Genomic DNA, 16,299 nt, shown 5'->3' on the forward strand with positions numbered 1-16,299 from the left:
TTTCTTTATATGAGACAGTTGCCTTTTTGTTACATTACTTTAACTCTTCTAATACTTTTACGATAAAGTTTGTAGAATGAAGAGCTGCTTGATCTAAAAATTGATCAAATGAAACATTTGATTCTTTACCAGCAATATCAGAAAGTGCACGAATGATAACAAACGGAACTTCATATTGGTGGCATACTTGTGCAACAGCTGCTGCTTCCATTTCTACTGCATAAAGGTTTTCAAATTTATCACGAATGGCTGCAACTAGGTTCGGATCACTCATAAATGAATCACCTGTTGCAATCATACCTTTTACAACTTGAATATTTTCTTCTGCCTGCATACATTTTTCAGCTAATGCAACTAATGCTTCATCAGCTTTAAATCCAGGCGGCATTCCTGGTACTTGACCATACTCATAGTTAAATGCTGTTACATCTACGTCATGGTGACGAACTTCTGTTGAAATAACGACATCCCCAACATTTAGAGAATGATGGAATCCACCAGCTGAACCAGTATTAATGACTTTTTCAGGCTTATATCTTTCTAATAAAATTGTCGTTGACATCGCTGCATTTACTTTACCAATACCAGACTTTAACAAGATTACTTCATGTCCTGCTAATTGCCCTTTCGTAAATTCACAACCCGCAACCGTTTCTGTTTCTGCTTGTTCTAATTTATCACGTAAAATACGTACTTCTTCTTCCATTGCTCCAATTACAGCAATTCTCAATCTAATCCCTCTTTCTATTGCTTAGTTGCCTCCATTACCCACACGAAATGATTTAATCTCGTAAACGTTACATGGAAGCCATTGTTTTCAAAAATAGTCTGCATAACTGGAATACGTGTATAGTATTCCGTTTGCAAATCGTTTGCTAACTGATGAAAACCTCTTTGTTTTGCTGCTTCAACAGTTTTATCATATGCATCTTGATCTGCAAATATCGTATCAGCAAACACTATTTTACCACCTTTGTTTAGCAATTGACTATACTTCGCAATCGCTACATTTTTTTCATCATCTGTTAAATGATGAAATGCATAGGTGCTTACTATGGTATCAATGGAATTCGGGACTTCAAACGAAAGAAAATCACCTTCTGTAATGGAAAACTCTTTTGGCAATTTCTCTTTTGCAATCATGCGCATTTCACGTGACGGTTCTATACCGTAAACTGTGCGGCCAGCAAGTAATAATTTATTTGTTAAATTACCTGTACCGACACCAAATTCTAATACGTTACCAAATGACTTGTTAACTACATCCTCTAGAATGTCCTCATAATGGGCGAAAACTTCTTTATATTGTATATCTTCGCCTTGTACAAATGAGTCGTACGTATGAGCCCACTCATCAAATAAACCATTAAATTCTGTACCCATAAAAATTCCCCTTTTTCTTATCGGTTTTATCAGTATGATATTCCCTCTTTCTAAAAATGTCAATTGAAATGTACATGGTATTTCCTTCTTTTCTTTGTTACACTATAGTTGATTACATAGGAGAGGGGCCGTCTTCATGTCATTTACCTTTGAAATGTTAGAAGATAAAGTAGAATTTTTTGAAGCGGGAGACTTAGCTTCTTTAGAACGTAAAATCAGTGAACAAATCGATAATAATAAAGCACTTATGCTTGAAGTTCATCACATCTCGCATCAAATGGTTATGGATCCTGAAAGTAAAAGACCATATTATAGCGCGGTTGTTCATTTTAAATTAAAGAAATTACGCTAACTAAAAAAGAGAAGCTCCTAAGGAGCTTCTCTTTTTTAGTTTAGAGTTTGAACAAGTACTGGTTTCCAGCCTTCATTGTCTACCCAATCAATATTTACATAATATCTTTTACCTGTTTGTTTATCTTGTACGTTACCGTAAGCTTTATTCTTACCGTTATTTCCGATTCGATGAATAATTAATTGCTCTACTGGAACGTCAATTGCAGCTGAAATCGCTTGATTCATCTCATTCCAATCTGCTGTACCTTTTTTAAACGTCATCGCAGGTGTTGCACCTTGCTCTGTGCCTACTGGCTTCCAAGAAGGTTTCGTATAAGCGTCAGTTGCCTTCGGCTGTGTTTTTTCAGCTGGTACTTTCTCGTTAGCTTTTGCTTCTTCTTCAGCTTTTTTCTGTTCTTCTTCAGCCTTTAGCTTCTCTTCTTCTTCTTTCTTCTTAGCCTCTGTTTTCTCTTGTTCATTCTTCTTCGTCTCTTCTTTGCCTTTAGCTTTCTCAGACTTATTCTCTTTCGTTGTTTGCTGAGCTACCTTTTTATCGCTAGAAGACGCTTGCTCTTTCGTGTCAGGAACAAACAATTGATATGCTACAATAGCTACTGCTACTAGTACAATAGCGATTGCAATATTTAAAACACCGTTTTGACGACGTTTTTGTTGTTTCTGTTGGAATCTAGATCCTCCTGCCATTCTTCAAACCTCCATGCAGTTTTTCATACTTGCTATTGTAACATTAAATCTAGAAAGGTTGAACATTTACAATAATATTTTCATGAAATGAAAACATTTTACTATGAATTGCAAGATTACTTTTCATTCTCTAATTGATAGATTGATTCTACGATTGCTTTAAAAATAGGTGTAACTGCATTTACATTGCTACTCGTTTCTATATCCACGACAACTAAAGCATATCTTGGATTTTCATATGGAAAATAACCTGCAAACCAACGATTCTCTTTCGTTCCTTTTCCTGTTTGTGCTGTCCCAGATTTTCCAGCGACACTTAGTGGTAACGACTTGAATGCTGCTCCTGTGCCTTTCTCCGTTGTTACAACGCTCCTTAATAACTGTTGTAATGTTTTCACTGTTTCATATGAAAGCTGTTTCCCCCCTAATGTATGGTCTTCAAATGTATAAAAATCCGTTCCATTTTTGTACATTATTTTTTCAACAGCTTTCACTTCCATCTTTTCTCCACCTCTAGCAATCGTCGCCATCATATTTGCAATCGCTAGAGGTGACATACGTACATCTTTCTGTCCAATTGCTGTTTGCGCTACCGCTTTTTTACTATTCTTATTTCCTTCACTCTCCCAAATCGTAACACTTTTCTCCTCTGGCATTTGCTCAAAATGAGTTGTATGAAATACAGAACCTCTCCATCCAACCTTCTCAGCGCCTCCTAAAGCCTCTACATAAGTTTCTAACACCATCTTATCCTTTTGTATTAGCTCATTTCCTAACTCTGAAAATGTCCTGTTACAGCTTCTAGCAAAGCTCTCTTTAAAACTAAGTGTCCCCATCCTAACTTGTGGGTGATCTTCACCATATAAATCTTTATTACAATTAAATACGCGATTAAAAACATTTTCATTTTGATCAATCGCTGCGGCCGCAATTATTGTTTTAAAAACAGAACCGGGAAAGTGTGGTGTTAACATTTGATTTTCAAGTGTAGTTTTATATAAACTCTCATCTTTCACCTGTACAGATGGTTTGCTAACCATTGCTAAAATTTCATTTTTCTTTACATCAAGTAGCACTACTCCTCCCTTCTTAATTTCACTTGCTTCAACTACTTCTTCTGCTTTTTTCTGTAACTCGTTATGTAAAGTAGTTTGAATCGTCACTGGATAAAACGGATTTCCAGGCGATGTATATTTCGCTTGTTTTCCAAAAATCGGTTCTCCTTGCCGGTCCACTTGATACAATACTTTTGCCTCTCCATCGGTCAAAAGAAATTCATCAAATGATTGCTGCAATCCTGAAATGCCAATCGGTGTTTGTTTTGAAATTTTTCTAACTTCTCCGTATCGTTTTTGAAATTCTCGTTCATTCTCACCCACATCACCAATTAAATGATTCACCACGCTAGTTTGCCGCAAACGAACTTCAGCTGCTACAATGCCTAATACATTTAATTGATTCACCTTCTCCATCTGCTCTCGTTCCAAGCGAAGTGGTTCATTTCCTCTTTGCAGGATAAATGCACTTTTCTTATGTTTCATTTGACTTTCAATCTCTTGTCTCGACATACCAATGATATGCGCAATTTTCTCCAACATGTTATTTTTTAATTGTAGAAATGGAAAAACAATTAAAACAGGATACTTTTTCTCACCTATCTCCTTACCATTACGATCTATAAAATGGCCGCGTCCATCATCTACCGTAATGGATTGCGTCCGTTGTGTAACACTTTTTTCAATTAAGTTAATCTTACGATCCGTAAATGATTCCGTATCGATAATTTGTATTTGAATTAAACGACAAAGTAACATAAACATGACACATATAAAACAAATTAAAACAATTGTAATTCTCCGTTTTATTTCCATAAAAAAACACCTCGTCTAGTATAGTTTGGACGGAGTGTTTCATCTTTTATACAAATAAAAAAATCACTCGCTTTTACACGAGTGATTTTTAATTATTTTACAGAGATAATCTCTACTTGCATTTCTCCACCTGGAGTTTGGATTGCTACCTTCTCGCCAATTTGCTTACCTAATAAGCTTTTTGCGATTGGAGAATCGTTAGAAATTCTTCCTTCAAATGGATCTGCTTCTGCGCTACCTACGATTGTGTAAGCTTCTTCATCTCCATCTGGTAGTTCTTTAAATGTTACTGTTTTACCTAATGTAACAACTGTAGATTCTTCACCGTTATCTGTGATGATAACTGCGTTACGAATCATGTTTTCTAATTGTGTAATACGTCCTTCTACGAACGCTTGCTCATCTTTCGCTGCATCATACTCAGAGTTCTCAGAAAGATCTCCGAAGCTACGTGCAATCTTAATGCGCTCTACAACTTCTTTACGTTTTACCGTTTTTAAATCCTCAAGTTCATTCTCTAGCTTTTGCTTACCCTCTTGCGTCATAGGGTATGTTTTTTCTGTTGCCATATTTTCCACTCCTTTTATATACCAATCCCCCGAAAAAAAGAGGAGTTCCATATGAAAACTCCCCCGCTTATATGTAAAGCGGAGGTTTCTAGCACGCCTGTACTAGCGGAGTTGTCACATACAACCCCGTATTCCCAATTCTTCTTTATATAAAGAAGATATGTATGGAAAGTTGATATAAATATGCCCTCACCTATATATAGATGAGGTTGCATGTTTCATTGTATTCGATAGGAAGGGAAAAAATCCCTTCCTACCGTATATCTTTTACTATGCTATTACAAATTTACTTTTTGTTCAAGAATTGTTGCAATTTTTGTAACCATAATATCAATTGCAACGTGGTTTTGTCCACCTTCAGGGATAATAATATCCGCAAATTTCTTAGAAGGCTCAATAAATTGATTGTGCATTGGACGTACAACATTTACATATTGATCAATAACTGAATCCATCGTACGACCACGTTCTTTAATATCACGCTGCATGCGGCGCAGGATACGAAGGTCAGCATCTGTATCAACGAATAACTTAATGTCCATTAACTCACAAAGACGTGGGTCTTCTAAAATAAGAATTCCTTCTAAAATGATTACATCTTTCGGCTCAACTGGAATAATTTCATCTGAACGCGTATGCAATGTATAGTCATATACAGGTTTCTCTACTTGTTTATATGCAAGCAACTGCTGCAAATGTTCAATTAACAAATCATTATCAAACGCTAATGGATGATCATAATTTGTTTTTAAACGTTCTTCCATTGGTAAATGGCTTTGATCTTTGTAATAATAATCTTGCTCTAAGATTAAAATGGAATGACCTTTAAAATGGTCAAAAATCGCTTTCGTTACACTTGTCTTACCTGACCCTGAACCACCAGCAATTCCAATTACAACAGGCTTATTCGTCCCCATTCGACTATCACTCTTTCTTATTGAAGTATGCTTTTGCGCATCATATTATTCACATACACTGGTTGATCCACTTTGAATTTCACGATCTGCAACGGATGTCTCGCTGCATCTAATTCGTTTCCATCCTCATCCCAAATTTTCTCCACCGTCTGCGTAAAGTTTTCTATTTCTGGTCCAAAGAACTCCACTTCATGTCCTGGTTTGAAATGATTACGTTGCTCAATCGTTACGATGCCCGTTTCTTCATTATAATCTAACACTAAACCAGCGAAATCATACGTTGTTTTCTTACTATGATTTCCAAACATTTGCTCTTGATGTCCTGGAACCCCTTCAAAGAATGCAGGAGCTGTATCACGATTTGCACATTTATCAAGCTCATCTAACCATTCTTGTTTAAACTCAAAGTTATCAGGATCCGCACAATATGCATCAATTACTTTACGATATACTGTCGCTACAGTAGCTACGTAATGGATTGATTTCATACGTCCTTCAACTTTTAAGCTATCAATTCCAATTTCAATCATTTTCGGAATTGATAAAATTAAATTTAAGTCTTTTGGACTCATTGCAAAGTGAGCATCTTCTTCTTGGAATAGAGGAAGCTCTTTTGCATCTTTATGTTGTGATACTGTTTGAACTAAATCATAGTCCCAGCGACAAGATTGACAACAACCACCACGGTTAGAGTCACGCGCTGTCATATGGTTACTTAGCGTACATCTTCCTGAATATGCGATACACATTGCACCATGGACGAATGCTTCAATTTCAATATCCACTTTTTCTTTAATCTCTTTCATTTCTTCATAGCTTGCTTCACGAGCTAATACAAGACGATGTAAACCTTCTTCTTTCCAATACTGTGCTGCTTTCCAGTTGGATAGTGATTGCTGTGTGCTTAAATGCACCTCAACAGAAGGCGCTACACGTTTACAAGTCTCAATGATAAGCGGATCAGCAACGATAATTCCCGTTACGCCAGCTTTTTCAATCCCTTTTAAATATTCCTCTAGCCCGTCCATATTTTCATTATGTGCAAAGATATTTGTTGTTACATATATTTTTGCTCCATATTTCTTTGCAAATTCCACACCTTCTGCCATTTCTTCCAGTGTAAAGTTACCTGCATTCGAACGAAGACCAAATTCTTGTCCACCTAAATATACAGCATCTGCCCCGTAATGGATAGCTACTTTTAATTTTTCTAAGTTACCCGCAGGGATTAACAGTTCAGGTTTCTTCACAATAACGCGTTTGCCATCGATCACTCGTGAAATTTCTTGTACAGTCATTTCCTACACCCTCCTCGTTTAGTAAACCGTCTCTTTAAAGAAGAATCCTGTATCTAACGGACGATTCACCGGTTGCATTTCTTCTATCTCTTTATATAAGTCGTCTTTCACGTCGTAATACGCATCACGATCTTCTACACATAAATCAATTGCTTTACGATATTTCTTCGTTACCTCAATAATGTATGCAGAGCTTTTTAGTACACCATCAACTTTTAAGCTATCAATTTCAGCATCAATTAGCTCTTCTAACTCATCGATGAAACAAATATCATTTGGACTCATAATGTGAGTACCATTTTCATCTTCATAAATTGGATATTTATTGTTACGCTCTGGGTCATATAAGAACATATTCTCTTCATATTTTTTCTTTTCAATGTCAAGATGACGTCCTTGATACTCAAAGTAGTTTCCTACTAACGAACGCTTCGACTGGAACATACAAGTCATACCGTGAATTTGCACTTCAAGTTCCACTTCAGCATTTTCTTTTAATTCAACAATTTCATCTAAGCTAAGCTCGCGAGCTAATACAGCACGTTTTGCTCCTCTTTGTCCCCAGTAGTTACAAGTAAACCAGTTTGTTGCTGTTGTTTCTGTATTCCAGTGCAATTGCATATTTGGCGCTACTTCGCGAACCGCCATTAATACTGCTGGATCTCCGAAAACAATTGCATCTACATGTACTTCGTTTAAAAATGCAACATAGTCTGTTAATTCTTCTACTTTATCGTTGTGGAACATAGCGTTCATTGCTACGTATACTTTTACACCATTTTCATGTGCAATCTTCACAGCTTGTTTCACATCTTCACGTGAAAATTCCCCTGCTAAACGTAAACCAAACTTTTGCTCACCGATCATTACCGCATCTGCTCCTGCTTTCGCAAGAGGTTCGATATCCGCCACTGCTTTTGGTGTTACTAACAATTCTGGTTTCTTCATACCTTGGTCACCCTTTCTTTTTACTAACAGCTACTCCATCACCAATTGGGAAAATCGTTGTATCATATCCTTCATGGTTCATAAGCCATTCATTGTACGTCTTAATACGACGGATTAAACCACGTGTACGTCTGTTTTCAATTTTCTCTTTCGTCGTTACAAGGCCATGGTACATAACATTATCTGAAATAATTACGCCACCAGGATTTAATAACGGTTCATATAAGTCAAAAAAGCGACGATATTGTCCTTTTGCTGCGTCAATAAAAATAACGTCAAATGTTCCATGTTCTTCTACTTGCTCGCCTGTTTCTAACGCATCACCGTAAATAACGGAAATACGTTCTTTAACTGGTGAACGTTCTATATATTCAAGTGCTTTTTCATATCGATCGCGATTGCGCTCAACTGTCACAATGCGAGAATTTGGAATAGCTTGCATCATACGAATACTAGAATAGCCAATTGCTGTACCTAGCTCTAAAATGCTCTTCGGTCCAATTAAACGTAAAAATTGCAACATAAATTCCATTCCAAGTCGATCCATAATTGGCACATGATTTTCTTTCGCATAGTCTTCCATTTCAAGAATTAATTTATCTTTCGGATCAATAAATGATAATAGGTACTCGTTAACTGCATCCTCCATAATGGTCCTCCTTATTTACATGGAGAAGTGCCTCTATGACGTCTTTTCACACATAGAATGCAATAAAAATACAAGCCAGCTTTATCCTTAGCTTGTACGTCCCGTTTTGATATTAAAAACGATTCTTCTGCCAGTTTTTAACCCGATATATTTTACCACAAAAAAGAGGGATGTGCGACCTTTTTCGCTATCCCTCCCCATTTCACTGCTTTTTCGTAATATATTTTTGCTTTAGTGCATTATGCTCTTCCAATGTTTTCGCATAGTACACTTCACCAGTTGGTGCAGCTAAGAAATAATAATAATCTGTTTGCGCAGGCTCTAGCGCTGCTTCCACTGAATGTTTACCAGAGTTTGCAATCGGGCCCACCGGCAATCCTTTCACAACGTACGTATTGTACGGTGAGTTTATCTTTAAATCTTCGTATAATACACGTTGTTTATGCTTTCCAAGTGCATATAATACCGTTGGATCCGTTTGAAGCGGCATACCTTTTGCTAAACGATTATAAAAGACACTAGAGATCTTTTGACGATCTGTAAAGCCTGTTGCCTCTTCTTCAATAAGTGAAGACAATGTTAAAAGCTGATGCACATCCCAGTTTTTCGCTTTCATTTTTGCTTCGTTTTGAACAATGATTGCATTCGTTTTCTCAAGCATTTGGATAACAATTTCTTCTAAAGTTGTATCTTTTTTATAGAAAGAGTACGTCGCAGGATATAAATAACCTTCTAATGGATATTTAATATTGCTATCAAAGATTTTATCCGTTAACAGCTTGGGATACTTTTGCTGCATTTTTTGAATAAATGCTTTATCGTTTAATTGACGTACAACATCATCTTTATTCCATTTTAATTCGTTTGCAACCGTTTCTGCAATTTCAGTTACTTGTGCCCCTTCTTTTACCGTCACTTTATAAAGTGCTGGACGATGTACATTACCAGATGACATTTGCTCAATAACATCTTTTGCACTCATTGAAGGATTTAATAAATATGTACCCGCTTGTAAATTTTTAGATTTAGCCTTTGTATAAAAACTAAAAACTGTACCGTTTTTCACAGCACCTTTTTCTTCTAAAATCTCACCAATTTTACTAGTAGATGATCCCTTTGGAATTTCTACTTCAATCTCTTTTTTATTCCCGCTATCAACCGGTCCTAATGCGGATGAAATATACGCATAGACTGAACCACAAACTAAAAGCAGTGCAATTATCGAGAATAAAAAAATGCGTCTACGCTTCTTTTTCACTTGATTCTCTACCAAAACTCTTCCTCCTTATTCAATTGTAGGCCATATGTACATCTTTCTATACAAAACGATGAAAAATCACAATAAACTTACCTATCATTTTTGACAGATACTTTATTTTTCTACAATCCGTCTCATTATACTACAAAGGATTACGCAGTTTCGACAAAAAATCTTTCATTTTACATATAAAAAAGGTAGACTATATATCGTCCACCTTTTCAGTACTTATTATTCAGCTTCTTGCTCATCAGCTAGAGTGTTGAACATTTCTTGTACCATTTCCCACTCTTCTTCAGATTCGATTGGAAGTAAAGTTCCGCCCTCTTCTTCATTTTGCTCATAAGCCATTGCATCGTAAATTTGGTCTCCATCTTCGTCTACTTCACCGATTGGAGAGAAGACTACGTATGATTTTTTGCCAAATTTTTCAGCGTCAAAAGTGAAAATAATTTCACATAAATGTTCGTTACCTTTTTCGTCTACAATTGTAATTTGATTTTCTTCCATTTTGGTCACCTCTTATTTACTATCTAAAAATCCTTGTAAGATTACGACTGCAGCCATCTTATCAATTACTTGCTTTCGCTTCTTACGGCTTACATCGGCTGAAATGAGTAGACGTTCCGCTGCCATCGTTGACAAACGCTCGTCCCACATTACAACGTCTAATTGTAACAGCTCTCGTAGGTTTTCTGCAAATTGTTGGCACGCTTCACCACGCGGGCCAATTGTACCATTCATATTTTTAGGTAAACCTACTACTATCTTGTCCACATCATACTGCTTTACTAACTCAGAAATACGATCAAAACCAAAGTGACCTCGTTCTTCGTTAATCTTAATTGTTTCTAACCCTTGTGCTGTCCAGCCCATTTCGTCGCTAATTGCAACTCCGACTGTTTTTGTACCTACATCTAAACCTAATATCCGCATAAACTACTCCTCACGATGATGTTTCAAGTAAGACTTCACAAGCTCTTCAATTAATTCATCACGTTCAAGCTTACGAATGATGCTACGTGCATCTTTATGGCGAGGTATGTATGCTGGATCTCCACTTAATAAATAACCGACGATTTGGTTAATCGGATTATAGCCTTTTTCTTGAAGTGCATCATACACAGTTAAAAGTACATCATTTACATGGACACTCTGTTTTTCATCTTGAATGCTAAACTTCATTGTTTTATCAAAACCGTCCATTTCAAGCACCTCACTTATATAGTAAGTATAGGGAGAAGAACTTCTCCTCTCCCTACCATTGTACACTACTATCTCTTTATTTTGAAACAGATTTAACGTACTCTTGTACAAATGCTAAAGCTTCCTCAACTTGCGCTGGGTTTTTACCGCCCGCTTGTGCCATATCAGGACGGCCACCACCGCCACCGCCACAACGAGAAGCTACTTCTTTCACAAGTTTACCAGCATGGTAACCTTGGCTAATTAAATCTTTCGTTACGCCAGCTAAGATGTTTACTTTGTCATCATTTACAGACGCTAATACGACAACCGCAGATTCTAATTTATTTTTCAGATCATCCATCATCGTACGTAAGTTATTCATATCTGCAACATTTACTTTCGCTGCTAATACGTTCACGCCATCAACTGTCATTACAGAATCAGTTAAGTTTCCAGCTTCGATATTGCTTAATTTCGCAGCAAGAGATTCATTTTCTTTTTGCAATTGTTTCACTTCAGCAAATAGACCATCAACTCTTGTTAAAATGTCTTTTGGATTTGTTTTCATTTTTCCAGCTGCTTCTTTTAATAAACCTACTTGATCGTTCATTAATTCATAAGCAGACTTACCAGTTACTGCTTCAATACGACGAGTTCCTGCACCGATACCAGACTCAGCAACGATTTTGAAAATACCGATAGAAGCTGTATTATCAACGTGACAACCACCACAAAGCTCTAAGCTGTAATCGCCAACTTGTACAACGCGTACAACATCTCCGTATTTTTCACCGAATAATGCCATTGCGCCCATTTCTTTCGCTTCTTCGATTGCTTTTTGAGAAATCTCAACATCAATACTTTCCCAAATTTTCTCGTTTACGATACGCTCAATTTTTTCTAATTCGTCAGTTTGTACTTGACCGAAGTGAGAGAAGTCAAAGCGTAGACGTTCAGAAGTTACAAGAGAACCTGCTTGGTTAACATGTGTTCCAAGTACGTCTTTTAATGCTTGGTGTAGTAAGTGAGTTGCTGTATGGTTCTTCACAACGCTACTACGGTTTTTCGTATCGATAATAGCTTTTACAGCCGCATCTTTCGTTAATGTACCTTCTTCAACTACAACTTTGTGCAAGTTTTGGCCGTTTGGTGCTTTTTGTACGTCTTTTACAAGAACTTTCACGCCATCAGCAAGAAGATAACCACGGTCTGCAATTTGTCCACCGCTCTCAGCATAGAATGGTGTTACATCAAGCATTAATTGTCCTTCTTCACCAACTTGTAAGCTGTCTGTGTATTCACCGTTTTTCACAAGTGCAACAACGTTACTTTCTGTTGCAACTGTACCGTAACCAACGAACTCGCTCGCTACTTTCACTTCTCCAAGGACACCGCCTTGAACTTGCATAGAATCAACATCTTGACGAGCAGCACGTGCGCGCTCACGTTGTTTTTCCATTTCATTTTCAAAACCTTCATGATCAACAGTCATACCAGCTTCTTCTGCATATTCTTCTGTTAATTCAATTGGGAAACCGTATGTGTCATATAGACGGAACGCATCTACTCCAGAAATAACCGTTGTTTTTTCTTCTTTCGCTTTTGCGATAACTTCAGCTAAAATTGCTTCACCATCATGAAGTGTTTCGTGGAAACGCTCTTCTTCATTTTTCACAACTTTTGCAATGAAATCTTTCTTTTCAAGTACTTCTGGATAGAAGTCTTTCATTACTTCTCCAACAACCGGTACTAATTCAAACATGAATGGACGGTTGATGTTTAATTTCTTCGAATAACGAACCGCACGGCGTAATAAACGACGTAACACATAACCACGGCCTTCGTTAGATGGAAGAGCACCGTCACCAACAGCGAATGTTACTGTACGGATATGGTCAGCGATTACTTTAAACGCCATATCTTTTTCTAAGTCACCATTACGATATTTCTCACCAGAGATTGTTTCTGTTGCACCAATCATCGGCATGAATAAGTCTGTGTCAAAGTTTGTAGGCACATCTTGAACGATAGATGTCATACGCTCTAGACCCATCCCTGTATCGATGTTTTTCTTAGGAAGTGGTGTATATGAACCGTCTGGATTATGGTTAAATTGAGAGAATACAAGGTTCCATACTTCTAAGTAACGCTCATTTTCTCCACCTGGATATAATTCCGGGTCACTAAAGTCATTACCGTACGCTTCTCCGCGGTCATAGAAAATCTCTGTATTCGGTCCACTTGGTCCTTCACCGATATCCCAGAAGTTCTCTTCTAAGCGGATGATGCGCTCTTTTGGAACACCCATTTTCTCATTCCAAATTGTGAATGCTTCTTCATCTTCTGGATGAATTGTAACGGATAGTAATTCTTTATCGAATCCAATCCATTTGTCGCTCGTTAAAAATTCCCAAGCCCAAGTAATTGCTTCTTCTTTGAAGTAATCACCGATTGAGAAGTTTCCTAACATTTCAAAGAATGTATGGTGACGAGCTGTTTTCCCTACGTTTTCAATATCGTTTGTACGAATTGATTTTTGAGCATTTGTAATACGTGGATTTTGCGGGATTACACGTCCATCAAAATATTTTTTTAATGTTGCTACACCACTGTTAATCCATAGAAGAGATGGATCTTCATGTGGAACTAGTGATGCACTAGGTTCTACTGCATGTCCTTTTTCTTGGAAAAAGTCTAAAAACATTTGACGAATTTGTGCGCCTGTTAGTTGTTTCATTGTATTTTCCTCCTTAAATAAAAAAAACTCCCGCCCCTATAAAAGGGACGAGAGTTAACTCGCGATACCACCCTAATTATGAATTGATTACTATAACAATCAATTCATCACCTCATGGTGCCGTAACGTGGCAAGACGGCAGTGATTAGCTGCTCTCAGGATTAGCTTTCTGTTACCCTTCATTTAAAGCTTCTTTCAGCCATATGGAAGCTTCTCTCTATAAATGGACTGTAACGTACTTGTTCCGTCATTGATTTAATGTATTATATGACTAAATATAATAGAATTCTCTTAAGTTTGTCAATGTAGATAATCATTTATATTATATCAATTACTTATTAATCATAGCTATTCTACTATTCATTCTTAACAGCCTTTTCATATATTATGCATGTATTAACAAATTGTACTACTCCCACGCACTTTTCTGAATGTTTTATTTTTGTTATAATTAAATTATTAATAATAAAGGAGCGATTATAATGACAACCTTATTGAACGAAGCTAAAAATATGTTAACGACTGATGAAACAATATTGTTTTACGTAGCCTGTTCACTAGACATATTTATTTATCGTTCCGTCGCAAGGCCAGGATTGCTAATTTTAACAGACAAACGGCTCTTCTTTTATGGACCAGATGTAAGTAAGAACCCTTTATTTGAAGAGTACGCTTTCGCAAAAATTTCAAATTTAAAAGAACAAAAGCGGCTTTTCAGCAATCAAATTGTATTTATGTATGATAATGAATGGAAAAAAATAAAACATATTCAAACAAATGATGTAAGCTCTCTCGTTCAAAAAATAAACGAGCAACTCTCTAAATAATGATAGCCCTCTACTTTTATAAGTAGAGGGCCTTCCTATTACACATCTTCTTTTTTCCAAAGAGGCCTTACATGAACGATCACTGTACGAATGACCGCTAAAATAGGAACTGATATTAATAACCCTACAATTCCTGCCACTTCTCCCCCAACTAATAATGCAAGCATAATAATAACAGGATGCATGCGAAGCGACTTACCAACGATATAAGGGGATAAAATGTTACTTTCTACGAATTGCAAAATAGCAATCGTAATCCCCGCTTTAATGAGTAAACTTGTTGATACCGTTGCTGCAATCATCAACGCTGGAATCGCTCCTAAAATAGGGCCAAAGTATGGGATTATATCCGTTATCCCGATGATGATGCCAAGTAATAATGGATATTTCATACCGATAAACCAAAAAGAAAGAACCGATACTCCTCCTAATACTAAACAAACGAATAACTGTCCGCGAATATAACTTCCAAGTGACTTATCAATTTCTTTCGCCAACATTTGCCCCGTACTACGCCACTTACTCGGGACTAGTTTCCAAAAGATATGATAAAACTCACCGTAATCTTTTAATATGTAAAATACAATGAACGGAATTAAGAAAATAATGAGTAACGAATCTAGTACACCACGAGCTGTGCTCATCACTTTATTTAAAAGTGCTTGTATCTTCGTCTCTACTCCGACAAAAATTTGTTTCACCTTTTCATGAATAAATGACGGGAAATTCGCTGTTTGTTCTGTAACACCATCCATCCACGAATCATACATCTTTGTAAACTGCGGGAATTGTTCATTGATTTCTTGTAATTGCTTAATCACAACCGGCGTTCCTTTATAAATTCCATAACCAATCCCGCCAAAGAAAAGGATGTAAATAAGCAAAATAGCGAGTGTACGCGGCATCCCTTCCTTATGAATTTTTTCAATTAAAGGATGCAATAAATACGCAATGAAACATGCAATAAGAAACGGTGTAATGGCCACTTTACATACAAAAATAATCGGTGCCCATAGCGGCTTAATTTTTAAAAAGACGAGCAAACAAAGAAAAACAAGTAACAATAACCCTAAACGATATATCCAAATGATTTTAAGATTCTTCACACGAAAAACCTCCTCCACCTTTATTTTGAAAATAAATAGGGTAGGTTATGTGCAAAAGTTTTAAAATCTTTTCGTGCAGACCATACTGTTTTGTAAAGATGTACATATACATAACATAACAAGGACAACCACCCCTAAGAATGCAGCATGAAACATTATAATCAGGAGGGCTCATAATGGTTTTATTTATGCTCATATTATCTGCACTTTTTATGATTCTTGAATGGATTTGTATCGGGTTTGGTATTTGGAAAGGCTTCTTTATTCGTTCCTCACGAAAAGAAAAAGCGAAGCAATTATTTCATTACGGAATGCTTGGCGTTGGATGTTACGGCCTATCTTATCTCTTCTCTGAAATTGGACTTTTATATTTGCATACAAGTGCATAAAAAAACTCCCTTGTTGATGAAGTGAACCCTGAAAACGGGACACTAATCAAAACACCTAAACCACTTGTTCCCTAAATTCTTTAGGGGATAGGTGGTTTAATTTTTCTTGAATTCGCACACA

18 protein-coding genes and 1 other annotated feature are annotated in these 16,299 nt (G+C 36.7%); of the genes, 3 read left to right on the forward strand and 15 right to left on the reverse strand.

Features of this window, described 5'->3' with window-relative positions; genetic code table 11:
- Positions 1 to 34 precede the first annotated feature (34 nt).
- Together mtnN and PDQ33_RS21165 are read right to left on the reverse strand one after the other, a co-directional pair.
- Positions 35 to 730 carry a 5'-methylthioadenosine/S-adenosylhomocysteine nucleosidase gene (gene mtnN / locus PDQ33_RS21160; protein ID WP_270394776.1) on the reverse strand — a complete coding sequence of 232 codons (696 nt, stop codon included), beginning with the start codon at positions 728 to 730 and terminating at the stop codon, positions 35 to 37.
- 14 nt (positions 731 to 744) lie between these two features.
- Entirely contained in the window at positions 745 to 1,383 is a 639-nt protein-coding gene (locus PDQ33_RS21165) for a class I SAM-dependent methyltransferase (protein WP_000536319.1), read from the reverse strand.
- Between the two features lie 136 nt (positions 1,384 to 1,519).
- Between PDQ33_RS21165 and PDQ33_RS21170 the strand changes: the two genes are divergently transcribed.
- A complete protein-coding gene (locus PDQ33_RS21170; RefSeq protein WP_000010984.1) occupies positions 1,520 to 1,735 on the forward strand; it encodes a YrzA family protein in 216 nt (71 codons plus the stop codon).
- Positions 1,736 to 1,770: 35 nt separating this feature from the next.
- Here the strand turns inward: PDQ33_RS21170 and PDQ33_RS21175 are convergent, their stop codons facing one another.
- The 12 genes from PDQ33_RS21175 to alaS all read right to left on the reverse strand — a co-directional run bounded on the left by PDQ33_RS21175 (position 1,771) and on the right by alaS (position 13,856).
- The gene (locus PDQ33_RS21175) at positions 1,771 to 2,421 is read right to left on the reverse strand and encodes a YrrS family protein (protein WP_000897107.1); all 651 of its coding nucleotides are present in this window, start codon (positions 2,419 to 2,421) and stop codon (positions 1,771 to 1,773) included.
- Positions 2,422 to 2,537: 116 nt separating this feature from the next.
- On the reverse strand, positions 2,538 to 4,292 hold the full coding sequence (locus PDQ33_RS21180; protein WP_048557576.1) for a peptidoglycan D,D-transpeptidase FtsI family protein: 1,755 nt from the start codon (positions 4,290 to 4,292) through the stop codon (positions 2,538 to 2,540).
- Positions 4,293 to 4,384: 92 nt separating this feature from the next.
- Positions 4,385 to 4,861 (reverse strand): transcription elongation factor GreA, encoded by a 477-nt coding sequence (gene greA / locus PDQ33_RS21185; RefSeq protein ID WP_000179963.1) that lies wholly within the window; start codon positions 4,859 to 4,861, stop codon positions 4,385 to 4,387.
- 278 nt (positions 4,862 to 5,139) lie between these two features.
- Positions 5,140 to 5,778, reverse strand: coding sequence for a uridine kinase (gene udk / locus PDQ33_RS21190; RefSeq protein ID WP_000537087.1), 639 nt, complete (start codon positions 5,776 to 5,778; stop codon positions 5,140 to 5,142).
- A gap of 17 nt (positions 5,779 to 5,795) precedes the next feature.
- Positions 5,796 to 7,076, reverse strand: coding sequence for a peptidase U32 family protein (locus tag PDQ33_RS21195; protein ID WP_000217969.1), 1,281 nt, complete (start codon positions 7,074 to 7,076; stop codon positions 5,796 to 5,798).
- 18 nt (positions 7,077 to 7,094) lie between these two features.
- Complete coding sequence (locus PDQ33_RS21200; protein ID WP_000742781.1) at positions 7,095 to 8,024, reverse strand: peptidase U32 family protein; 930 nt, start codon at positions 8,022 to 8,024, stop codon at positions 7,095 to 7,097.
- 7 nt (positions 8,025 to 8,031) lie between these two features.
- On the reverse strand, positions 8,032 to 8,673 hold the full coding sequence (locus tag PDQ33_RS21205; protein ID WP_000389089.1) for an O-methyltransferase: 642 nt from the start codon (positions 8,671 to 8,673) through the stop codon (positions 8,032 to 8,034).
- A gap of 202 nt (positions 8,674 to 8,875) precedes the next feature.
- Complete coding sequence (mltG, locus tag PDQ33_RS21210) at positions 8,876 to 9,946, reverse strand: endolytic transglycosylase MltG (protein WP_000230081.1); 1,071 nt, start codon at positions 9,944 to 9,946, stop codon at positions 8,876 to 8,878.
- A 216-nt stretch (positions 9,947 to 10,162) separates the two neighbouring features.
- A complete protein-coding gene (locus PDQ33_RS21215) occupies positions 10,163 to 10,441 on the reverse strand; it encodes a DUF1292 domain-containing protein (protein WP_000392247.1) in 279 nt (92 codons plus the stop codon).
- 12 nt (positions 10,442 to 10,453) lie between these two features.
- The gene (gene ruvX / locus PDQ33_RS21220) at positions 10,454 to 10,867 is read right to left on the reverse strand and encodes a Holliday junction resolvase RuvX (RefSeq protein WP_001221191.1); all 414 of its coding nucleotides are present in this window, start codon (positions 10,865 to 10,867) and stop codon (positions 10,454 to 10,456) included.
- A 3-nt stretch (positions 10,868 to 10,870) separates the two neighbouring features.
- Entirely contained in the window at positions 10,871 to 11,137 is a 267-nt protein-coding gene (locus PDQ33_RS21225; protein WP_000348590.1) for an IreB family regulatory phosphoprotein, read from the reverse strand.
- Between the two features lie 76 nt (positions 11,138 to 11,213).
- Entirely contained in the window at positions 11,214 to 13,856 is a 2,643-nt protein-coding gene (gene alaS, locus PDQ33_RS21230; protein ID WP_000811837.1) for an alanine--tRNA ligase, read from the reverse strand.
- Positions 13,857 to 13,896: 40 nt separating this feature from the next.
- Positions 13,897 to 14,116, reverse strand: a binding site (T-box leader).
- Between the two features lie 222 nt (positions 14,117 to 14,338).
- Between alaS and PDQ33_RS21235 the strand changes: the two genes are divergently transcribed.
- Entirely contained in the window at positions 14,339 to 14,683 is a 345-nt protein-coding gene (locus PDQ33_RS21235) for a PH domain-containing protein (RefSeq protein ID WP_061132122.1), read from the forward strand.
- Between the two features lie 38 nt (positions 14,684 to 14,721).
- Here the strand turns inward: PDQ33_RS21235 and PDQ33_RS21240 are convergent, their stop codons facing one another.
- Positions 14,722 to 15,789 (reverse strand): AI-2E family transporter, encoded by a 1,068-nt coding sequence (locus tag PDQ33_RS21240; RefSeq protein WP_000793117.1) that lies wholly within the window; start codon positions 15,787 to 15,789, stop codon positions 14,722 to 14,724.
- Positions 15,790 to 15,965: 176 nt separating this feature from the next.
- Between PDQ33_RS21240 and PDQ33_RS21245 the strand changes: the two genes are divergently transcribed.
- Complete coding sequence (locus tag PDQ33_RS21245; protein ID WP_000242543.1) at positions 15,966 to 16,178, forward strand: hypothetical protein; 213 nt, start codon at positions 15,966 to 15,968, stop codon at positions 16,176 to 16,178.
- Positions 16,179 to 16,299: the final 121 nt, after the last annotated feature.

The sequence above is a fragment of the Bacillus cereus group sp. Bc031 genome, assembly GCF_027716265.1.
Classification (GTDB): Bacteria; Bacillota; Bacilli; order Bacillales; family Bacillaceae_G; genus Bacillus_A; species Bacillus_A paranthracis.

Bases quoted from the DNA above. Each gene is read 5' to 3' on its own strand.
- PDQ33_RS21165 (WP_000536319.1), bottom strand. From the start codon at position 1,383: ATGGGTACAGAATTTAATGGTTTATTTGATGAGTGGGCTCATACGTAC.
- PDQ33_RS21170 (WP_000010984.1), top strand. From the start codon at position 1,520: ATGTCATTTACCTTTGAAATGTTAGAAGATAAAGTAGAATTTTTTGAA.
- PDQ33_RS21175 (WP_000897107.1), bottom strand. From the start codon at position 2,421: ATGGCAGGAGGATCTAGATTCCAACAGAAACAACAAAAACGTCGTCAA.
- PDQ33_RS21180 (WP_048557576.1), bottom strand. From the start codon at position 4,292: ATGGAAATAAAACGGAGAATTACAATTGTTTTAATTTGTTTTATATGT.
- greA (WP_000179963.1), bottom strand. From the start codon at position 4,861: ATGGCAACAGAAAAAACATACCCTATGACGCAAGAGGGTAAGCAAAAG.
- udk (WP_000537087.1), bottom strand. From the start codon at position 5,778: ATGGGGACGAATAAGCCTGTTGTAATTGGAATTGCTGGTGGTTCAGGG.
- PDQ33_RS21195 (WP_000217969.1), bottom strand. From the start codon at position 7,076: ATGACTGTACAAGAAATTTCACGAGTGATCGATGGCAAACGCGTTATT.
- PDQ33_RS21200 (WP_000742781.1), bottom strand. From the start codon at position 8,024: ATGAAGAAACCAGAATTGTTAGTAACACCAAAAGCAGTGGCGGATATC.
- PDQ33_RS21205 (WP_000389089.1), bottom strand. From the start codon at position 8,673: ATGGAGGATGCAGTTAACGAGTACCTATTATCATTTATTGATCCGAAA.
- PDQ33_RS21215 (WP_000392247.1), bottom strand. From the start codon at position 10,441: ATGGAAGAAAATCAAATTACAATTGTAGACGAAAAAGGTAACGAACAT.
- ruvX (WP_001221191.1), bottom strand. From the start codon at position 10,867: ATGCGGATATTAGGTTTAGATGTAGGTACAAAAACAGTCGGAGTTGCA.
- PDQ33_RS21225 (WP_000348590.1), bottom strand. From the start codon at position 11,137: ATGGACGGTTTTGATAAAACAATGAAGTTTAGCATTCAAGATGAAAAA.
- alaS (WP_000811837.1), bottom strand. From the start codon at position 13,856: ATGAAACAACTAACAGGCGCACAAATTCGTCAAATGTTTTTAGACTTT.
- PDQ33_RS21235 (WP_061132122.1), top strand. From the start codon at position 14,339: ATGACAACCTTATTGAACGAAGCTAAAAATATGTTAACGACTGATGAA.
- PDQ33_RS21245 (WP_000242543.1), top strand. From the start codon at position 15,966: ATGGTTTTATTTATGCTCATATTATCTGCACTTTTTATGATTCTTGAA.